This is a genomic window from Citrobacter sp. Ce104 (assembly GCF_030334595.1).
GTDB classification, from domain to species: domain Bacteria; phylum Pseudomonadota; class Gammaproteobacteria; order Enterobacterales; family Enterobacteriaceae; genus Citrobacter; species Citrobacter europaeus.
Genome location: NZ_JAOWDP010000058.1, coordinates 38,013 through 58,503 on the forward strand (window position 1 = coordinate 38,013; position 20,491 = coordinate 58,503).

19 protein-coding genes are annotated in these 20,491 nt (G+C 52.7%); 7 read left to right on the plus strand and 12 right to left on the minus strand.

Annotated elements, in window-relative coordinates; translation table 11 throughout:
* Positions 1 to 46 precede the first annotated feature (46 nt).
* Both btsT and OGW16_RS06775 read right to left on the minus strand, forming a co-directional pair.
* Positions 47 to 2,197 carry a carbon starvation CstA family protein gene (gene btsT / locus OGW16_RS06770; RefSeq protein WP_213731767.1) on the minus strand — a complete coding sequence of 717 codons (2,151 nt, stop codon included), beginning with the start codon at positions 2,195 to 2,197 and terminating at the stop codon, positions 47 to 49.
* A 242-nt stretch (positions 2,198 to 2,439) separates the two neighbouring features.
* Positions 2,440 to 2,988, minus strand: coding sequence for a hypothetical protein (locus OGW16_RS06775; RefSeq protein ID WP_080625763.1), 549 nt, complete (start codon positions 2,986 to 2,988; stop codon positions 2,440 to 2,442).
* A gap of 248 nt (positions 2,989 to 3,236) precedes the next feature.
* On the opposite strand from OGW16_RS06775, the gene tsr reads away from it, so the two are divergent.
* Positions 3,237 to 4,898: a methyl-accepting chemotaxis protein gene (tsr, locus tag OGW16_RS06780; RefSeq protein WP_043018314.1), complete on the plus strand. Its 1,662-nt coding sequence runs from the start codon at positions 3,237 to 3,239 to the stop codon at positions 4,896 to 4,898.
* Positions 4,899 to 4,937: 39 nt separating this feature from the next.
* Here the strand turns inward: tsr and OGW16_RS06785 are convergent, their stop codons facing one another.
* From OGW16_RS06785 to OGW16_RS06795, 3 genes are all read right to left on the minus strand, one after another.
* Positions 4,938 to 5,453 (minus strand): GNAT family N-acetyltransferase, encoded by a 516-nt coding sequence (locus OGW16_RS06785; protein WP_286518159.1) that lies wholly within the window; start codon positions 5,451 to 5,453, stop codon positions 4,938 to 4,940.
* Positions 5,454 to 5,505: 52 nt separating this feature from the next.
* The gene (locus OGW16_RS06790) at positions 5,506 to 6,867 is read right to left on the minus strand and encodes an MFS transporter (RefSeq protein ID WP_200054858.1); all 1,362 of its coding nucleotides are present in this window, start codon (positions 6,865 to 6,867) and stop codon (positions 5,506 to 5,508) included.
* Positions 6,868 to 7,081: 214 nt separating this feature from the next.
* A complete protein-coding gene (locus OGW16_RS06795) occupies positions 7,082 to 7,996 on the minus strand; it encodes a GntR family transcriptional regulator (RefSeq protein ID WP_003019148.1) in 915 nt (304 codons plus the stop codon).
* A gap of 137 nt (positions 7,997 to 8,133) precedes the next feature.
* Here OGW16_RS06795 and OGW16_RS06800 point away from each other — a divergent pair, with 137 nt between their 5' ends.
* Positions 8,134 to 9,156, plus strand: coding sequence for a zinc-binding alcohol dehydrogenase family protein (locus OGW16_RS06800; protein WP_032942306.1), 1,023 nt, complete (start codon positions 8,134 to 8,136; stop codon positions 9,154 to 9,156).
* A 13-nt stretch (positions 9,157 to 9,169) separates the two neighbouring features.
* On the plus strand, positions 9,170 to 10,615 hold the full coding sequence (locus OGW16_RS06805; protein ID WP_172862667.1) for a tagaturonate reductase: 1,446 nt from the start codon (positions 9,170 to 9,172) through the stop codon (positions 10,613 to 10,615).
* A gap of 105 nt (positions 10,616 to 10,720) precedes the next feature.
* Here OGW16_RS06805 and opgB read toward each other — a convergent pair whose 3' ends face one another.
* The 6 genes from opgB to OGW16_RS06835 form a co-directional block, all read right to left on the minus strand.
* Entirely contained in the window at positions 10,721 to 13,012 is a 2,292-nt protein-coding gene (opgB, locus tag OGW16_RS06810; protein WP_172862668.1) for a phosphatidylglycerol--membrane-oligosaccharide glycerophosphotransferase, read from the minus strand.
* Positions 13,013 to 13,243: 231 nt separating this feature from the next.
* On the minus strand, positions 13,244 to 13,735 hold the full coding sequence (locus OGW16_RS06815) for a YjjA family protein (protein WP_043018318.1): 492 nt from the start codon (positions 13,733 to 13,735) through the stop codon (positions 13,244 to 13,246).
* Positions 13,736 to 13,805: 70 nt separating this feature from the next.
* Positions 13,806 to 14,543, minus strand: a complete 738-nt coding sequence (gene dnaC, locus OGW16_RS06820; protein ID WP_043018319.1) for a replicative helicase loader DnaC — start codon at positions 14,541 to 14,543, stop codon at positions 13,806 to 13,808.
* Between the two features lie 2 nt (positions 14,544 to 14,545).
* The gene (gene dnaT, locus OGW16_RS06825) at positions 14,546 to 15,085 is read right to left on the minus strand and encodes a primosomal protein DnaT (RefSeq protein WP_080625759.1); all 540 of its coding nucleotides are present in this window, start codon (positions 15,083 to 15,085) and stop codon (positions 14,546 to 14,548) included.
* A gap of 123 nt (positions 15,086 to 15,208) precedes the next feature.
* Positions 15,209 to 15,682 (minus strand): threonine/serine exporter, encoded by a 474-nt coding sequence (locus OGW16_RS06830; RefSeq protein ID WP_047406380.1) that lies wholly within the window; start codon positions 15,680 to 15,682, stop codon positions 15,209 to 15,211.
* A complete protein-coding gene (locus OGW16_RS06835) occupies positions 15,673 to 16,449 on the minus strand; it encodes a threonine/serine exporter family protein (protein WP_043018522.1) in 777 nt (258 codons plus the stop codon). Before OGW16_RS06835 ends, OGW16_RS06830 begins: the two co-directional genes overlap by 10 nt.
* Before the next feature lie 451 nt (positions 16,450 to 16,900).
* Here OGW16_RS06835 and OGW16_RS06840 point away from each other — a divergent pair, with 451 nt between their 5' ends.
* The gene (locus OGW16_RS06840; RefSeq protein WP_043018322.1) at positions 16,901 to 17,626 is read left to right on the plus strand and encodes a helix-turn-helix transcriptional regulator; all 726 of its coding nucleotides are present in this window, start codon (positions 16,901 to 16,903) and stop codon (positions 17,624 to 17,626) included.
* The gene (bglJ, locus tag OGW16_RS06845; protein ID WP_051642787.1) at positions 17,587 to 18,264 is read left to right on the plus strand and encodes a DNA-binding transcriptional activator BglJ; all 678 of its coding nucleotides are present in this window, start codon (positions 17,587 to 17,589) and stop codon (positions 18,262 to 18,264) included. The genes OGW16_RS06840 and bglJ overlap by 40 nt, the downstream gene beginning before the upstream one ends.
* A gap of 57 nt (positions 18,265 to 18,321) precedes the next feature.
* On the opposite strand, the gene OGW16_RS06850 is transcribed toward bglJ, so the two are convergent.
* A complete protein-coding gene (locus OGW16_RS06850) occupies positions 18,322 to 18,780 on the minus strand; it encodes a YbaK/EbsC family protein (RefSeq protein ID WP_043018324.1) in 459 nt (152 codons plus the stop codon).
* A 235-nt stretch (positions 18,781 to 19,015) separates the two neighbouring features.
* On the opposite strand from OGW16_RS06850, the gene OGW16_RS06855 reads away from it, so the two are divergent.
* Positions 19,016 to 19,156: a hypothetical protein gene (locus OGW16_RS06855; protein ID WP_181230801.1), complete on the plus strand. Its 141-nt coding sequence runs from the start codon at positions 19,016 to 19,018 to the stop codon at positions 19,154 to 19,156.
* Positions 19,146 to 20,489: a PTS sugar transporter subunit IIC gene (locus OGW16_RS06860; RefSeq protein ID WP_043018325.1), complete on the plus strand. Its 1,344-nt coding sequence runs from the start codon at positions 19,146 to 19,148 to the stop codon at positions 20,487 to 20,489. Before OGW16_RS06855 ends, OGW16_RS06860 begins: the two co-directional genes overlap by 11 nt.
* The last annotated feature ends 2 nt before the right edge of the window (positions 20,490 to 20,491 follow it).

A 20,491-nucleotide genomic window follows, 5' to 3' on the forward strand; every position in this document is an offset into this window, starting at 1 on the left:
CACTAAGTGATCCTGGCCAGGTAAGCGTGCGCCACCCGGCTTCAGGTTAGTGGTGTGAAGAGGTCTTCACGCCGCCTTCCGGCACCGGTACATACGGTGTCTCTTTATCAGAGCGACCGTTGATGGAGCGGGCTTTCTGCCAGGTACGGAACCCGTAGAAAATGATGCTGTACACCACCACCAGGAACAGAATACTCAGACCTGCGTTGGTGTAGTTGTTGATGACGATGTGGTTCATGTTGGCAATCTGCTGCGCGGTCAGTTCGCCGCCGTTAGCAATCTTCTCTTTGTACTGACTCGCCATGAAGAAGAAGCCTTCCATCTGCGGGTTGGTGCTGAACAGTTTCAGACCCAGCGCCCAGGTGGTGCAGATAAGCAGCCATACTGCCGGAACCACGGTAACCCAGATGTATTTGGTGCGCTGCATTTTAACCAGCACCACGGTGCCGAGAACCAGCGCCACGGCAGCCAGCATCTGGTTAGAGATACCAAACAGCGGCCACAGGCTCTTAACGCCGCCCAGCGGGTCAACAACGCCTTGATACAGCAGATAACCCCACAGGCCGACGCAGCCCGCAGTACCGATGATGCCCGCAACCAGAGAGTCGGTTTTCTTCAGGAACGGCACGAAGTTACCCAGTAAATCCTGCAGCATAAAGCGGCCAGAACGCGTACCGGCATCCAGTGCGGTCAGGATGAACAGCGCTTCAAACAGAATACCGAAGTGATACCAGAAGCCCATATCAGCCATCGGCAGCACTTTGTGGAACACGTGAGCGATACCCACGGCCAGCGTCGGTGCGCCACCTGCGCGGTTCAGAACGGACGGTTCACCGATGTCTTTCGCGGTCTGCAGGATCTGCTCAGGCGAAATCACGAAGCCCCAGGAGCTGACGGTCGCTGCCGCATGTGCGGTAACATCTTTCAGCTGCGCCATAATCAGCGGTGCGTTTTCGCCGCTCATTTCATGCAGGTTCGGCATGGTGATGCCAAGGCCCGCAGGCGGGGTGTTCATCGCGAAGTACAGACCCGGTTCGATGATAGACGCAGCAACCAGCGCCATAATCGCCACGAAGGATTCCATCAGCATCGCGCCGTAACCGATAAAGCGCGCATCGGTTTCACAAGCCAGCAGCTTCGGCGTGGTACCGGAAGCAATCAGCGCGTGGAAGCCAGATACCGCACCACAGGCGATGGTAATAAACAGGAACGGGAACAGAGCGCCTTTCCACAGCGGACCAGTACCATCAACGTACTGCGTCATTGCCGGCATTTTCAGTTCCGGGTTGAGGATAACAATCCCCACCGCCAGACCGACGATAACGCCGATTTTCAGGAAAGTAGCCAGATAGTCGCGCGGCGCGAGGATCAGCCATACCGGCAGCAGCGCAGAGATAAACGCGTAACCGATCAGGGTAAAGGTGATGGTGGTGTCTTTAAAGGTCAGCGCCGGGCCCCAGTACGGGTCGTGCGCAATCACGCCGCCGAAGTAGATTGAGGCTACCAACAGCACAATACCAATCACCGACACTTCACCCACACGCCCCGGACGCAGGAATCGCATGTAGATCCCCATGAACAGTGCGATAGGTACGGTTGAGCAGACGGTGAACACACCCCACGGGCTTTCCGCCAGCGCTTTTACCACGATCAGCGCCAGTACCGCGAGGATGATGATCATGATTAAGAAGCAGCCGAACAGCGCAATGGTTCCTGGGATCGGGCCCATCTCTTCTTTGATCATCTCACCCAGAGATGCACCGTTACGGCGGGAAGAGATAAACAGTACCATGAAGTCCTGCACCGCACCGGCCAGCACGACGCCTGCCAGCAGCCACAGCGTACCGGGCAGGTAGCCCATCTGCGCAGCCAGTACCGGCCCAACCAGCGGACCCGCACCTGCGATAGCGGCAAAGTGGTGACCAAACAATACGTTACGGTTGGTTGGAACGTAGTTCAGACCGTCATTGTTGATGACCGCCGGCGTGGCACGCGTCGGGTCAAGTTTCATCACCTTTTGGGCGATATAAAGGCTGTAGTAACGATAGGCCACCAGATAAACAGAAACTGAGGCGACCACGATCCACAGGGCGCTGATGTGTTCACCCCGACGTAATGCCACTACCGAGAGGCAGAATGCACCGATGATTCCGAGAATCACCCAGGGTATGTGCTTGAATATCTTTTTCGTATCCATAGTAAAACCTGGTATCTAATTAATAATTGGCCGAAGCCGCGTGGGTTTGATCTTGTGTTTGAGGAGGTTATTTGACTGCTATGTTGAGGGGATCTTGCCAGAGAATTACGCGCGTAAAGTAAGGTAAATAAGTGAACGGTTGTATGTCAGCTTAAGCGGTCCCAAATGTCAGTGAGCGGTTTTAATATGGGGTGTTGATCGGTAATTATGTGATTAAAATCACATAATTACCGGTATGAGGTTCACGCGACGGGAGTGGACGCCTGTATTTGAGTGGCTATAAGGTAGAGGTAGTAGGCGAAAATGGCGATAACCACGGCATAAAAGGTACATCGTTCAGTTTTGCCAACCGCGTTTTTACTCATGTGGCTCAGGAAGTCAAATAGGGCCCATATCACGATCAGCATCGCAGAAAAATATAGGCCGACTCCCGCCATGCGAAATTCGCTATAGGGAAGCATTGCCAGCGTAAGCCCGAAAAGTGTACCAAACGTGGCTGCGGTAATGGATTTTCCCAATTCATTGAATTTAAATAAAAATCTTTCATAGATAAAAGCAGCTTTTTCTTTTTTTGAATCGAATACACCACATAGCCTGAGTAAAATTACAGTAAATAACGCATCTATAATGAGCAGAAACATGATGCTTTTAGGTGCGATGCTCTCCATTAAGATGCCTGAAATCTCCGGGATAAGGAGCTTTGGCACTATGGGGGTCATTAATCCTAAAATGCCTCCCAGCAGTAAGAAGGGAGCAGCATTAGAAAATAAATCGAAAAATTTCTTTTTCACAGAGGGACTTCCTTGTTTTAGAGGCGGGTGACAGGACTTCCATTGGTAATCGAAGTGCGTATAAATGAAAAGCCCTCTGAAAAGGTGGGGAAGCCGCTACGGCACCTTTTGCGTGGTATGTGCCGAGTGTGTTTGCTGCTTTTTTCAGCGAGAGATATTGCCAGAACACCGGCTTTTCGAACGATATTCATAAAGTTTTCCCTTTCCAGGCCGAAAATTCTGACATCTGTCTAGCGGAAAGAGAAAACATGTTAAAACGAATGAAGATTGTTACCAGCTTACTGCTGGTATTGGCGCTGTTTGGCCTTTTACAGCTCGCCTCGGGCGGCTTGTTTTTTAACTCACTTAAGAATGACAAAGAGAACTTTACCGTTCTGCAAACCATTCGCCAGCAACAGTCTGCGCTGAACGCCACCTGGGTTGAGCTGCTGCAAACGCGTAATACCCTGAACCGGGCGGGCATTCGCTACATGATGGATCAGAGCAATATCGGCAGCGGCGCGACCGTTGCCGAACTGATGCAGGTAGCCAGCACGGCGCTGAAGCTGACGGAAAAAAACTGGGCGATTTACGAGTCGCTCCCGCGCGATCCGCGCCAAAGCGAAGCCGCGTTCCAGGAGATCAATCGCACCTATGACATCTACCACGGCGCGCTGGCGGAGCTGATCCAGTTATTGGGTGACGGGAAGATCAACGCGTTCTTTGATCAACCGACGCAGAGCTATCAGGATGGCTTTGAGAAGCAGTATATGAGTTACATGCAGCAGAACGATCGCCTGTATGACATCGCGGTGGAAGATAACAACAGTTCTTACAGCCAGGCGATGTGGGTGCTGATCTGCGTGCTGATTACCGTACTGGCGGCGATTATTGCGGTGTGGTTTGGTATCAAACTGACCCTTATCTCCCCAATGAACCGTCTGATCGACAGCATTCGTCATATCGCCAGCGGCGATTTGGTGAAACGTATTGAGGTGGAAGGTTCCAACGAGATTGGACAGTTGGCGGAAAGCCTGCGTCACATGCAGGGTGAGCTGATGAATACCGTGGGTGACGTACGTAACGGCGCCAACGCGATTTACAGCGGGGCCAGCGAGATTGCGATGGGGAATAACGATCTCTCTTCGCGTACCGAACAGCAGGCCGCATCTCTGGAAGAAACTGCGGCCAGCATGGAACAACTGACGGCGACCGTGAAGCAGAACGCCGAAAACGCGCGTCAGGCCAGCCATCTGGCGCTGAGCGCTTCTGAAACCGCGCAGAAAGGCGGCAAAGTGGTGGATAATGTTGTGCAAACCATGCGCGACATCGCTTCCAGTTCGCAGAAAATCGCCGACATTATCAGCGTTATCGACGGCATTGCCTTCCAGACTAATATTCTGGCACTCAACGCCGCGGTAGAAGCCGCACGGGCGGGCGAGCAGGGCCGTGGATTTGCGGTGGTTGCGGGTGAAGTTCGTAACCTGGCCCAGCGTAGTGCGCAGGCCGCGCGCGAGATTAAGAGCCTGATTGAAGACTCGGTCAGCCGTGTGGATGTGGGTTCAACGCTGGTTGAAAGCGCCGGTGAAACCATGGATGAGATCGTCAATGCGGTAACCCGCGTGACCGATATCATGGGTGAAATCGCCTCTGCTTCTGATGAACAGAGCCGCGGTATCGACCAGGTCGGTCTGGCTGTCGCTGAGATGGATCGCGTGACGCAGCAGAACGCCTCGTTGGTGGAGGAATCCGCCGCCGCCGCTGCGGCGCTGGAAGAGCAGGCCAGCCGTCTGACCCAGGCCGTTGCCGTGTTCCGTATTCAGCATGACCAACAGCGCGCGCGTGACGTTGCCGCCGCTAAACCGGTTTCAACGGCCCAGCCGCGTAAAGCTGCGGTAACGGATGCCGGGGATAACTGGGAAACGTTCTAAACCTGTGATGCCGGATAAGGCGTAGCCGCCACCGGGCAATCAACGCAACATCAGGCGCATGGCGCAGCGTAGTTCGTACGTCTGCCCGTGCGCCGCTTCTTCAGCTCTTTTTTCGCGCAATTCCGGCGAAAGCGTCTCGTCAGCCAGCATTTCAAATCCCAGTCGCGCGTACAATGGCGCATTCCACGGCACACCGCGGAAGGTGGTCAGCATGAGCGACGTATATCCTTTCTCACGCGCCTGTTCGGCAACATAGTCAAGCAATCTGCGGCCAATTCCTTTTCCCTGCCACTCCAGATGCAGTGAAAGTTCAGCAATAAACAGCGATGACCCCAGCGCTTCGGCAACCAAAAAACCGACCGGACGCGCATCGACCAGCGCCAGCCAGCTCATGCCTGCAGCGGCAAATGCCCGATGTTGAGCAGCCGATATAATCTGGTCGTCAGCAATCCACGCCAGTTCGGGGATAAGTAAAAAACGTTGCCCCGCAGATCGTTCGATGGCGGGAAGAGCGGCAGTGTCTGCCAGAGTAGTCGCGCGCAAGGTGATGTTCATACGAGGAGCATAACATGCCCGATAAGCGCGGTGTTATCGGGCATCTGAAGGATTAATCTTTACGCGGATCGCTGATGGGTTGGCGAACCAGGAAGATGTAGGCAAGGGCGCCCACCATGGTGACGCAGCCGCAGATGATCAGCGCCAGACGGAAAGAGTTGGTGGTATCAACAATAAATCCGGTGACGATCGGCGCAAACGACGCGCAGATAAAACTGGCAAAGTTCTGGATACTGCCCACGGAAGCGGTCATGCGTGAGGCGACGGCGACGTGGATCAGGCCCCAGCACGAGGTGCCGGCGAAGTGGATACAGAACAGCGCCATACCGATCAGTAACACGGCGGCCATCGACGTTGTGGCCTGCGGCACGACGAAGGTGAAGGCTGCTGAGCAGAACATCCCGGCGATGATACAAATCTTACGGCTCTTAATCGGCGCCATACCGCCTTTTACCAGCCAGTCGGTGACAAAACCGTTAATCAGCATGCCGGCTGCGCCAAACAAGAACGGGATCGCCGCCATTAAGCCGGTGCTTTTTAAATCCAGGTTATAGGAGGTCTGCAGGTAGCCCGGCAGCCAGGCCAGGTATAGCCATGCGGTATAGTTGATGCCGCTAAAGCCCAGCATCATGCCCCACATAGTACGGTTGCGAAACAGGCTGCGCCATTCGGCAAAGCTCAGCGGATCGCGGCGGGCATTGACGCTGCCGGCGTTCAGGTACGCTTGTTCCGTGGCGCTCAACTCAATTTGCTCGCGGTTGCGATACAGCATGTACCAGCCGATGGCGAGAAAAATACCCAGCACGCCTATGGTAATAAACATCCAGCGCCAGCCCATTACCAGCATCATGGCGGCCAGAATCGGCGGGCTAATGGCAACCCCGATGGTCGAGGCGGCGTTAAACAACCCCATCGGGCGACCGCGCTCTTTGATGTTAAACCAGTCATTGATCACCTTTACGCCGCACGGGTTCATCGGCGCTTCGCCAATCCCCATCCCGATACGCACCAGCACAAACTGTGTGAAGCTGTGCACCATGCCGGACATCGCCTGAAACAGCGACCAGAAGAACATCCCCAGTCCCAGCATAATGCGCGGCCCCTTGCGATCCAGCAGCGGGCCGCAGGGCAGTTGCGCAATACCGTAAGCGAGAGAGAAGACCGACAGCAGGACGCCGATTTGCGTGGCGCTCAGCCCCAGTTCTTCCCGAATTGTTAAGTTGGCGACCGATAATGAACTGCGGTCTAGGTAATTAATCACCGCAGCAAAAAATAATAAAATCATTGCTGTGGTCTGAATACGTTTTATTCGGCTACTGCGTTGCACCATGCTCTCAGGCGGAACATTAATATCCGCAGATGACGACGTGCCAAACGAAGAACTCGGGTCGAGGGTAATATTATTTTTTTCCACGCCGGACTCCTGAACCTCAATAATTTATTTTCACACAGCCGGGGCTGTGCAGTATTGAAAAAAATACCAGTGATGAATCAATTTACTCATCACCGCTCACAAAAGTTTTTAATGCAGTCGACTTAGCGTGAGCATAGGCAAGAGGTATTTTTCAGGCGTTTTTATTTTTATAAAATCGTGCTCCCGGTAATGGTTTGCTGTTTTTTATCGGTACTTAATGGGCGGCGCTATGACTCTGGTTGATGGAGCGAATCATCGATTGTTTGGCTGAATTCAAATGGTTACAGAGCGCCAGGGTGGCATCCAGGTCGCTGCGACAGATCAGCGCGCTGAGGATGGTCATATGTTCATCGATGGCAATGATGTTGCGTTGTTTGAGGTCGCTCTCATCCCACTGATAGTGGAAGTGAAAAATCACGGAGATGATTTCAAGTGATTGATTGAAAAATATATTATCGGCAGCAGAGAGCAGCAAGGCATGAAACTCACGGTCTAACTGCGAGAACATACGAAAGCTGCTGCCGATGCTGTCGCGCAGGATCCGGTGGCGTTCCAGCAGCGTTTTAGCCTGCAGCCAGCGCGGGTCATCATCCGGCAGATTGAGAAAATGCTGCAGGGAATGGGTTTCCAACATTTCTCTGAGTTCAAACAGCTGCTCCGCATAGGCCTGATCGAACTGCTTCATGCTCCACTGACCGCGTTTTTCGTTTTTGATCAGGTTGTAACGTTCGAATTTTAAAAGATATTCCCGTACGACTACCGGACTGACGCCCGCGGCTCTGGCAAGCTGCAGTTCGGAGAAGCTCTCGCCTGCACGCAGCTGGCGCTGGTTGATCATGGTGAAAAACGCCTGCTCAAAAATCCGGTTTTGCTCGGTCATGGAGGCGGTGGTGCAGGCAAAACCGTCGTCATGGTCGGGTTTACGCACGATGACATAGTGGCTGCCGACCTGGGTCAGCACGCCGCACTCGCCTAAGTGGCTCAGCATATGGCGCACTGTGGTGCGGCTGATGTTGTACATCTCCGCCAATGCGCTTTGCGATGGGAGAGGGGAAGGGATATGACCACGCGCCATATCATCGATAATCTGGTTAATCACATTGTGACGTAAGTTCTGCGAACGGCTCATGGTTTCTCCTTTTTGCCTATTAAAACCCGATTTAAAACATTTTTATGCGTTGGAATTCACAGATTGTGTTTCTGCTTTCTCCGGCTTTTTTATTTTCGTTGATATCTGAGGCAACAAAAAAACAGGAGAGCAGAATCATGTCTACGATGAATACGTTGATTTGCCAGGAACCTAAAAAATTAGTCTGGAAAGAACGCGAAATACCTATTCCGGGTGAGGGCGAAGCATTAATAAAAATTAAATCGGTAGGGATTTGTGGTACCGATATTCATGCCTGGGGCGGCAATCAGCCTTTTTTCAGCTACCCACGTGTATTAGGTCATGAAATATGTGGGGAAATTGTCGGGCTGGGAAAAAATATACAGAATCTGAAAAATGGTCAGCAGGTGGCGGTTATTCCTTACGTGGCCTGCCAGCAGTGTCCGGCATGCCTGAGCGGACGTACCAACTGCTGCGAGAAGATTTCGGTGATTGGCGTACATCAGGATGGTGGTTTCAGTGAATATCTGTCCGTTCCGGTGACCAACTTACTGGACGCGCAGGGGATTGACCCGCAGGCGGCGGCGCTGATTGAGCCTTACGCCATCAGCGCGCATGCGGTACGTCGGGCGGCGGTGGCGCCAGGTGAGCAGGTGCTGGTGGTCGGTGCTGGTCCGATTGGTCTGGGCGCAGCGGCGATTGCCAAAGCCGATGGCGCACAGGTGGTGGTCGCCGATACCAGTCCCGCGCGTCGGGAGCACGTGTCTTCCCGGTTGGGACTCCCGGTTATCGACCCATCCGCTGAAGATTTTGATGCGCAGCTGCGCGCTCAGTTTGGCGGTTCGCTGGCGCAAAAGGTCATTGATGCCACGGGAAACCAGCATGCGATGAACAACACGGTGAATTTGATTCGCCATGGCGGCAGCATCGTTTTTGTTGGGCTGTTCAAAGGTGATTTGCAGTTCTCTGACCCTGAGTTCCACAAGAAAGAGACCACCATGATGGGCAGTCGCAACGCCACGCCGGAAGATTTCGCCAAAGTGGGCCGTCTGATGTCGGAAGGCAAACTGACCGCCGACATGATGCTCACGCACCGTTACGCGTTTGCCACACTGGCAGAAATCTACGAGCGGGATGTTATTAACAACCGTGAGCTGATTAAAGGCGTGATCACGTTCTGAGAGGGTAATTGCGATGAACACGTTGAATCGACGTGATTTTCCGGGGGCCAGCTACCCAACGCGCGTGATCCAGTTTGGTGAAGGAAACTTCCTGCGGGCGTTTATCGACTGGCAACTGGATATCCTCAACGAGCACACCACTCTGAATGCTGGCGTGACCATCGTTCGCCCGATCAATACTGATTTTCCGCCGTCGCTGAATACCCAGGACGGGCTGTATACCACGCTGATACGCGGGCTTAACGAGCAGGGCGAAGCGGTGAGCGAAGCGCGGCTTATCCGTTCGGTGAATAACGAAATCAATCCGTACCAGGATTTCGCGGCGTATCTGGCGCTGGCGCACAATGCGGACATCCGATTTGTGTTTTCGAATACCACTGAAGCCGGAATTAGCTATCACGCGGCAGACTGCGTGGATGATGCCCCGCCGGTGAGTTTTCCGGCCAAACTGACGCGACTGCTGCTGGAGCGCTTTAACCATTTTGCGGGGGCGGTGGATAAGGGCTGGGTGATTATCCCCTGCGAACTGATCGACTATAACGGTGAGGCGCTCAAAACGCTGGTGCTGCGATATGCGCAGGAGTGGCAGCTTCCTCCGTCGTTTGCTGATTGGGTGGAAACGGCGAACACCTTCTGTTCGACGCTGGTCGACCGCATTGTTACTGGCTACCCGCGTGAAGAAGCTGCCGCGCTGGAAGCGACGCTTGGCTATCACGATGCGTTTCTCGATACCGCGGAGCATTTTTACCTGTTTGTGATCCAGGGGCCGCAGTGGCTGGCAGAGGAGCTGAAGCTGGTGCAGTGTCCGCTGAACATCCGGGTGGTGAGCGATATCAAACCGTACAAAGAGCGCAAGGTCGCCATTCTCAATGGCGCGCATACGGCGCTGGTGCCGGTGGCGTGGCTGTGCGGACTGGAGACCGTCGGTGAGGCGATGCAGGATGCCGATGTGCACCGCTTTGTCGAGCGGGCGATTGGCGAGGAAATTATACCGGTATTGGATCTTCCGGCGGATGAACTGCGAGAATTTGCCGACGCGGTAAGCGGGCGTTTTCAGAACCCTTACATTCGTCACCAGTTGCTTTCCATTGCGCTAAACGGCATGACTAAATTCCGTACCCGAATTTTGCCGCAGCTGCTGGCGGGTCAGCGAAATGGGCGCTGGCCCGTGCGGTTAACGTTTGCCCTCGCTGCGCTGCTGGCGTTTTATCGTGCAGAGCGCGACGGGGAACGCTATCCGATACAGGATGATGAACAGTGGGTAAGCCTGTATGCCAGCCTGTGGCCGCGAGTAGGCAATGATTTAACGCTGCGTGAACTGGTGGATGCCGTGCTCGGCGATACGGCGCACTGGGGTGAAGATTTAACGTTGCTGCCAGGGCTTGCCGGACAGGTGACGGCTAACCTCGAGATGATTCTGGTGCAGGGTATGCGCCAGGCGGTGAACGGTCTGGAATAAGGTTGCCATGCAGCGCCCGGTGTGGTGTTGGGCGCTGTTTTTTTTCAGGCAATAAATGGGGTTAACGATAGGCCTGATAAGCGAAGCGCTATCAGGCCTATCATGTTAAGAGCCCTGAGCTACTACTTTGATTTCAACCATCCCGATCCCCAGCTTACGCGGCGAGTGGCCGAGAATATTGCCCTCGTTGGTGGCGACCGGATCGGGTGGGACAATTACCAGCGTATTGGCATCCGCCGGGTTATCAAAATGCAAGGTGGTGGTGCTGACGTCATGGCCTAACACCAGCGTCTGTTCCTCGTTGCCAACGCGCACGGGGATCGGACGATTGGCGTTGTCACCGAAGGCTTTCGCGGTGATGACCAGATCGAATTTCTTCGGCAGTGGGGCCTTGTATTCGATGGTCACTTCTTCACTGAGCTGCGCATTGGACCAGCGTCCCCAGGATTCGGGGCGTGATATGCCGCTAAACTGTTTGACCTCTTCAGGTGCGCCCGCCACGTTGAAGACGAAGCTATCGGCTTTGTAGCGAATGTCGTTATCGACAATTTTCAGCGTATCGACGTTACCTTTGTAGCGTTCCATGTCGATCACCGTGTCTTTAAAGACGGTTTTGCTTTTCCATTTGGCTTTGTCAACATGCTGCACGATTTGTTGCCCGCCTAACTGACCCTGCGATACGCACCAGTCGGTAGAGAGCGCCAGCTCCGGCGCCCATAGTTGCGCCATTTTATAGCAGCGATCGACCCAGACGAAGTTATCGCGTGGGGCGAAATCCGCCAACTGGAAGCGCAGCGGGGCCGAGTATTCGCTTTCCGGCAGCGGCTCGACGCGTTTGTCCGACACGCGCAGCAGCAGCGGCAGGCGGAAGTGGCTACCGGAGAAAGAGATCATGTTTTTGTCCTGGTCGACGGTGAACTCTTTCATCTCTTTCGGGAAATTCCACAGACGGATAATATCGGGCTTCCACGCCAGCATTTTTTCTTTGATGTTCAGGAACACTTCCGACACGGATTCGCTCGACAAGCTGCTGCGACCAAGTCCGATAAAGTTATCGCCGCCGAGAATATCCAGTACCGTTGCGCCGTTATCCATCGTGTTACGCTTCACCGCCAGCGTGTCCTGCTGCGGCTGGTCGCCGCGCAGCACGAAGAACAGGTTGTTGCGATCCTGCTTGTTCAGATACTTCCATGCGGTGTTGTTCATCGCCAGATGATCGGAAGAAACCACGATTACGGTATCTTTAAACCATGGCGATGCTTTGATTTTATTGATAAATTCGGCAATATTTTCCTGACTGCAGCTGACCGCGCTGAACGACTGGTTGGCCTTCCCGTCGATGTCATAACGTTTACGGTTGCAGCTACGTGAGATAAATCCATCCGGATGATGGGTATCCACAGTCAGCGTAAACAGTGAAAAACGCTGGCCCGAGCGCGAAAGCTCTTCGAATTTTTTCCACGCTTCGTCCAGTACGGTATCGTCGTAGAAGCCCCAGTCGTTGCGATAGGCCGGGTCTGCCACCACGCTTTTTAACTCTTCTGCGCCGTACAGATGGTCAAAGCCGTGAGATTTCAGGAACACGTCTTTGCCGGCAAAGCGCAGATTGGCCCCCTGCACAAAGTAGTTCTGATAGCCGGAGTTTTTCAGGATATCGCCCAGACAGATATTGTTGGGGAAAAAGCTTGAGACCGACGCCGAGGCGTTGCCTTCAAATGGCGCAAACAGCGGAATACCGCACTGGGAGGCGACCATGCCAGCGATGGTGTAATCGGTGCCCGGAAGCTGCATGGTGTTGCTGAAATCCAGACCTTCATTTTTCAACGCGCCGAGTTCTGGGGTCAGATCCGGGAACGCGTCATTGTTAAAATAGGTGCGTTCGAGGCTTTCGCCGTAGATATAAACCAGGTTCAGCTTGGGGTTGGGAATGGTTTTCGATGGCTCTTTATAATACGTTGGGAAATCCGGATCGCCATCGCGCGACTGCGACTTCACCAGTTCGGTTATCTGGTGAAACGCCGGGCTGGCGTCAACGGAGGCCAGCGCCAGCAGCAGGGCCAGCAGACTGTAACCCACATGATGCGGATGATGGCGACGGCGGCGTAGGATCCAGCCGAGAGCGACAAAAACCGTCGTCAGCGCCAGCGCGATGCCGACCCCCGGCAAAATATATTTTCCAATCCCCGCGCCGGTCAGGCTGTTGGTCAGCGTGTAGAGTACCGCGTCATTGATCCCATCGCCGGTGAAATAGTCACTGGCGTACAGCGTGATATTCAAGACAATAAAAATCCCCAGCACCGTTAACGTGGCGGCAAACCACCAGGTGTTGCGACCCGCTTTCCAGGCGTAAATCAGCACTGAAGCGAGAAACAGAGTGATGGAGATTAATTCTGACAACGGTCGATCCTCAATAAACCGGGCACATGCCTGGCAGGCTAATCATTAGGGGAAAGCACAATGTAATAGCGATGTTATATTGCTGCAATTGTAGTGACATTAAATTACGTTGTTATTCAGAATTGGTTTAGATATGCGTGTTTTTTGCAGGGGATTTACTGGTTATTTGACGTGTGAATGTAATGGAGTAAAAAACTGATGCCGCGCAGGTAATACGCGGCATGTCGTGCATCAGGAAATGAAGTTCATACCCTGTTTTAACACCAGATCGCAGGCCTTGGTTTTTACCTGCTTCGCCAGCGAGCTATTGCCAATCGTGTTCAGGTCCAGTTGTTGACCATCTTTGGCGTTGAGCAGGCCCTGAATACCGTCCATATAGTTGGTATCTTGCTTCTGCTCAGGAGCACTGAGCCCCAGTTTATCCAGCACCTGGTTTTTGACGTTTTGCGTGTCGGTGACCGAGGCCAGCTTCTGTTTCGCGCAATATTCCAGGATCCCAGCGGCGTTATTCATACTGCTGGAAGTCAGCGACTGATTGCTGCCATTCAGCAGGCTGGTCAGGGAAGAGAGCGACGAGCTGCCCTGCGAGCCGGAGCTTTGTTTGCTCAGTTCGCTGGCCGCGCTGGAGAGTGAATCCTGCCAGGAGGCAGCAAAAACGCTGGTGGAGATGAGCGTGCTGGCGGCAAGCGCACAGCACAGCAGACGTTGGGGTGTTTTCATCATTATATGCAACTCGTGTTATGCCTTTTCAGCGCAGTATAGCGCTGGCAGTCTTAGGAGTGGTCCTAATACGTTAATACTCTTTACCGGTTACCCGACTACGGTAGCTTTCCCAGTTAAAGATTACCCACAGGCTGTTGCCAAGCCGCATGCGGTCCATTACCCGCTCGCCCAGCAGTTTGTTCATTTCATCCATATTACTGTTGGTTAACATGCCTGTTGGTCGTTTTGAAGACGAGCGGCGATCGACGATCTGATTGATGATCACTTTTTCGTAGCGCGATTCGGTTTGCATGCCGATCTCGTCGATCACCAGCAGATCCACGTTACTCAGATCGTTGAGTAACTGTTCTTCGCTGGTTTCACGATTACTGAAGGTTTCTTTCATCGCCGACATAATATCAGCCACGGTAATGATCAGCACCGACTTGCCGCGCAGCAGCAGTTCGTTGCAGATGGCGGCGGCCAGATGGTTTTTACCGGTGCCGGGCTTGCCGGAGAAGATAAAGCTGGCGATATTGCCGTCAAACTCTTCAACGTACTGACGGGCTTTGCTCAGGGCGTTCATCTGGCCCTCGCACTCCACCCGATAGTTATCGAACGAACAGTTCTGATGCAGCGGACGGATCCCGGAACGGTTGAAAGTGCGCTGCATTTTCATGGCCCGGTTTTCGCGGGCCAGGGCTGCGGCACGAATTTCACCTTGCTCTTTTTGCCATGCCAGCAGCTCCTCGCCCGTTTTAAAGGCTGGCTCGACATTAGCCGGCATCATTTTTTGCAGACGTTTCATCAGGTCGCCAACGTTTTTCATCGTTATCCTCTAAAACCCGGTGGTATATGGTTGTCAGGCTCGCTGACGCTGTTCACATCGCGCTTCGGCATTCCGCCATTGCTGGCTCGGCCAATCTGGATACTGCGCGCCAGTTTTTGCTGCCACTGAATATGGTGAAAAACTTTGCCTTCGGCCTGCCAGTAGGCAACAAATGAGGCCAGTTCTTCAGCGGTGACCGGTTCTCTTAACGCCACGCCCCACAGGGCGGCCTGGCGCTGAAAGTCAGCATCGGGCTGCCAGTCAGCGTACATCGCAAATTTCCCCATTGGTACGGCAACGGGGGCGGCTTGCGGCTCTTCATAAAATTGTGCATCCAGCGTCACATCGCTTCCCGGGCGTGACAGCTTCTCTTCAAGCGCCAACAACTCGGCCAGTCGCGCAGGCGTCACCGCGTAAAACGCTGGCGCGTTATTGGCGAAAACGGCTACGGCACCGCCTGCAGACCTGGCCAGCACCGCGTGGTGATCGTGTAGTAAGGCGTCAATGCTAGTGACGTCCGGCGTCAAAATTTTGCTGGGCATAATGTTTCTCAATACTGAACAACAACCGAGAAGGGGACTGCTTTTATAGTAACACAGAGAAGAAGGAGAGCAGCAGATGAGGGGGCGATTCCCCTCTCTGCGAGGTGCGAAAAAAGCGTGCCGCTACACGCGCGGGCGTTTGCGATACAGCCATAATCCCGGAACGGACAGCCCGATGGAGAGCGCGCCGACAATTGATGAGGCTTTGAGGAAATTGGTCAACAGGGTGATCATCAGCGCTTCGCTGTAGCCAAAATGGCCGATCTTTACCGCCGAGATCATGGCTGTGTAGGCGGAGATCCCAGGGAACATAGGGATCACTGCCGCAACCGTGAAGACTTTCGGATGCGCCAGATACCAGCGTGACCACTGGATCCCAATGCAGCCGACCAGCAATGACGCCATAAAGGTCGACCATTCGATATTAAACCCTGTGCTCATCATCACCGTTCGCGAACCGTGCCCAAGCGCGCCGAGTAACGCGCACCAGGGGAGCGCCCGATGCGGTACGTTAAATACCATGGCAAAGCCGAGCGCCGGGATCGCAGACAGGATCATGTCCTGCATCAGCACCAAAATGAAATCGATCACGCCCATCCGCGCAGCCCCCATAAGGTCATCGACATGACGACGCCAATGCAGGTCGCCAGCGTCAGCAGGCTGGCAATCGCCCAGCGGGCGAGTCCGGTATTAATGTGTCCCTTAAACATATCCGCGACGGAGTTGATCAGCGGAAAGCCCGGAACCAGCAGCAGTACGCTGGCGGCCATGGCGATGGTTGGAGTGTGGTTAAACGTCGGCAACGTCAGGAGCAGGCCTGAAATCGTGGTCGCCACAAACGCGGTGATGCAAAAGTTGATTTGCGGGTGCAAATGCCGGGACGCCAGAATCTGGCGGATATACATCGCCACCATGCTGGCGAAAAAGGTGATCACCGCGCCATCCCATCCGCCGTTATTGAGTTTACAAAAGCAGGCGCAGGACAAGCCGACCATCAAGGCGACCAGCCATCTTGGATAGCGCAGCGGTTTAATCTGGCTAAAGCGTTTCTCAACGCCTTTAATATCCAGCAGTTTGTGTTCCGCGAGAATAACGATGTGCTGCACCTCCGTCACGACGTGCATGTTAATCCCGCGATCCTGATTTTTTCGCGTTGAGGTCAGGCACTGCCCATCTTTAATGGTGGTCAGGACGATAGCGTTAGAAGAGATAGCGCTTTCTACGCTGTCCATGCCAAGCGCCAGCCCGAGGCGGGTGGATAGCTCGTCAACCAGCGCGCTTTCTGCCCCATGCTGAAGTAAAAAAAGACCGCATTGAATACATAACCGTGTAACCGTTCGCTGTGACGACTGCTCTGTTTGCATGGCTCGCTCTGACTGATAAGGATCTCTTTGCATGAAGGATGCCTTCTTTTTATCATGAAGCATGATCCTGTTGGCTCTGGCTAAGATCAATCTTTGCGTCGAAAAAAGACGCAGGTCTTACGCGCCTGGACGCCTTACCTGCTTATCAATAAAGACAACGCTTATGAAAATGTAGTGTTATTTATCAGGATGGCAAATACGTAAGCAACGCTAATGTTCTATTGTAGTTCTTTTAATTGTACATAGAATGTATTTATGCGTAATTTTGTAATAATGGTTCAATAGTTTGACGCTATTGGGATTGTAGCGCCATTACTTTATATTTGAATAAAAGCCAAGGATAAACAATTCACCTCGTCTATTGTTTAGAGGTTTTCTGTTAATTAATATTTTTAATTTATCAGGAAATTTTTAATAAGTGCGAATACGGACTGGTGAGTGTGGAGGAGATATGTTGCCAGGACGCCGCAAAAACGCAATTATTATTAGTAAATTACCAATCGTACAAACCGGACTTAAAGGTGTAATGCAGGGGCAGTTCGCTGATTACGAACTTACCTACTGTCGTTCCGTTGAAGAACTGACATTGTTGCAGCTGCGGTGCGCTGATTTGGTGGTTGCTGATTTATCCGGAGACTGTAATCACCCACGTTCAGTCTGCGAACAATATTACTCTTTATTATCTCAATACCGTGATATTCACTGGGTTTTTCTCGTTTCCCGTATTTTTTATCCTCTGGCCATTGAGCTGCTGATGTGTCCTGTCAGTTCGCTGTTATCTGATGCCGAGCCGATTGAAAGTTTAGTGAATGTTATTCACGCAGGAAATACTCGTGCTGAGAGAATTAGCAAGTCGCTGCTCTCTCCGCCCGTGATGCCAGAGTTAGCAGACCATAGCGCCCGCTCAATTGTACTTACGCTCTCGGAGAGAAAAGTGCTGAGACTGCTGGGAAAAGGTTGGGGAATTAATCAGATTGCGACATTGCTGAAGAAAAGCAATAAAACAATCAGTGCCCAAAAGAACAGCGCTATGCGTCGCTTATCAATACACAGCAATGCAGAAATGTACGCATGGATAAACAGTTCTCAAGGATCGCGAGAACTGAATTTACCTTCAGTTTATGGAGAGACCACGGAATGGAAAGCAGAAGCATCAAAAGAAACGTCGCACTGGTAGAAAAGTGCGCGATGAGTAGTGTGGGTATTAAGAGTTTATTTAATACCATGCCGGATGACCGATATAAACTTCATCTTTTTTCTAATCAGCCTGCCTTTAGTCAGGCGATGTTAAAAACGCCATTTTCGGCAGTTATTTTCTCTCTCTCTGCAATCAGAACCGATCGCAGAGCTGGACTCGCCTATCTGACGGAGCTGGCGATTAATTTTCCGCGCATCAAGCGTGTGGTCATTGCCGATGATGATGCGGAGGCGCGCTTAATTGGCTCTCTGTCACCCTTGCCGCTAGATGGTGTTGTGAGTAAATCTTCCTCGTTAACGGTACTTCAGGACGCGCTATTTACGGCACTTAATTGCTCCAGCCGAGGAACCGAAGGTTCGAAAAACCATTGGTATATCAATCAAAGCCGGATGCTCAGCCCGACAGAACGCGAAATACTGCGCTTTATGTCGAATGGCTATTCAATGCCGCAGATTGCTGTGCAGCTTGAGAGGAATATTAAAACTATTCGGGCACATAAATTTAATGTGATGTCGAAACTTGGCGTGAGCTCAGATGCCGGACTGCTGGATGCGGCAGATATTCTGTTGTATCTGCGTGCAGGTGAACCGGCGCCTTTCCTGCAGGCTGCTTCTTAAGGGGTCATGTCAGATCGCCCCGTGCCGGGTTTTGCTACTGGCACGGGGCATGAAGCCTCACTGACACACATCCACCCAGGTGGCGGAAGTCAGCTCAGCCATCCTTTCCGGTGTGATTCGAACAGCGCTGTGGATGGCGCCTGCGGCGGGAAGCACTTCAGCGTAATGCTTTAACGAGACGTCGCAGTACACCGCAATCGGCGTTTCCAGTCCGAAAGGGCAAACGCCGCCAACGGGATGACCCGTCGCGTTCACCACCTCATCGCTACTCAACATACGGGCCTTGGCGCCGAACGTACTCTTTAGCTTTTTGTTATCCAGTCGGGCATCACCTTTGGCGACGACCAGAATAATGTCGTTCTTGACCTTCAACGAAAGCGTTTTCGCGATCTGACCGGGTTCGACGTTATGGGCTTTTGCTGCCAGATCGACGGTAGCGGTACTCTGATCTAATTCGATGATCTCAATATCTGGTGCATGTTGCGCTAAAAATTGGCGCACTGATTGCAAACTCATTCTTCTCTCCAAATCGCCTACAGGCAGCTGCGTACAGCAGAAAAACGCATGGCGTAATTTGTCATAGGGGCAAGCTCGCTGTAAATATTTTAATGTAACAACATGGCAACATTGGCAGTTTTTCGATCCTCTTCACAATCAAAGAAACCGGTTACAGTAACCGGTTGCAGAATGCTGAAATGACGATTAATACTGAAGTTGTCACTTCCTCTGTATCACATAATAAGAGCCAACTATGAAACTTAACTCAAAATGCAGTAGCGCTGGTGTTCCTCCCGGCACGGTTGCGAAAAGTAGTAATGGGCTTTACGTGGTGGTGTTAATGCCAGCACGGTTGCAGGGTTTTGCACAACGGGAGAACGGCTATGTCTACTAATCATGCTGTGTTTAATGTAATTTTCCGCTTTGTTGAAAACTATGTCAGTCCTGTTGCCGGACGCATTTCTTCACAACGTCATGTGATGGCCATCCGCGATGGGTTTATTTCGGCGATGCCCTTTATGATCGTAGGCTCGTTTTTGCTGGTTTTTGCCTACCCGCCTTTTTCTCCTGATACGACCTGGGGGTTTGCCCGCGCGTGGCTGGATATGGCGAAACAGTTTGAAGGCCAAATCCTTACACCGTTTGATATGACGATGGGGATTATGTCGGTCTACATCTGTGCGGCTATTGCGTATAACCTGGGCAAGCACTATGTGAAGTCACATCAGTTAGATCCATTCATGTGCGCGATGCTATCGATCATGGCTTTTTTACTGATTGCTGCACCGAAAACCAAAGGCACGATGCCGGTTGATAGCCTGGGCGGTACGGGGATTTTCACCGCTATCCTGGTGGCCATTTACTGTGTTGAAATGATGCGCTTCCTGAAGGCGCACAACATCGGCATTCGTTTACCCGATCAAGTGCCGCCGATGATCAAAAACTCCTTCGATCTGCTGATCCCGGTGCTGGTGGTGGTGCTGACGCTGTACCCGTTGAGCCTGGTGATTCAGTCGCAGTTTGACATGCTGATCCCGCAGGCCATCATGGCCATCTTTAAACCACTGGTGTCGGCGGCAGATTCTCTCCCGGCGATACTTTTGGCAGTACTGATCGGCCATCTGCTGTGGTTTGCCGGCATTCATGGCGCGGCAATTGTGTCGGGAATGCTGCAAATGTTCTGGCTCACCAATCTCGGGATGAACCAGTCGGCGCTGGCGCAGGGGGCGCCTTTACCGCATATCTTTATGGAAGCATTCTGGACGTTCTTCATTGTGGTTGGTGGTTCCGGCGCGACGATGGGGTTGGTGATTTGCTATCTGCGGAGTCGCTCGGCCCATCTACGCTCGATCGGACGTTTGAGCGTGGTCCCCAGCATTTTTAACATTAACGAACCGGTGATTTTCGGTACGCCGATAGTCATGAACCCTGTGTTCTTTATCCCTTTCTTGCTGGCCCCGATGGTGAATGCGGTACTGGCGTGGGCGGCGATGAAACTGGATTTAATTGGGCGAGTGATTTCAGTCGTTCCCTGGACGGCCCCGGCGCCGGTTGGCGCGGCATGGGCGTTAGGCTGGGATTATCGTGCGGCCATTCTGGTTGTTCTGCTGGCGCTGGTGTCTGCTGTTATCTACTTTCCATTCTTTAAGGTTTACGAAAAGCAGCTATTAGCGCAGGAAAAAGAAGAAGCGCAGCGTATAGAAGAGGAAAGTCAGCAGGTTGCATAAAG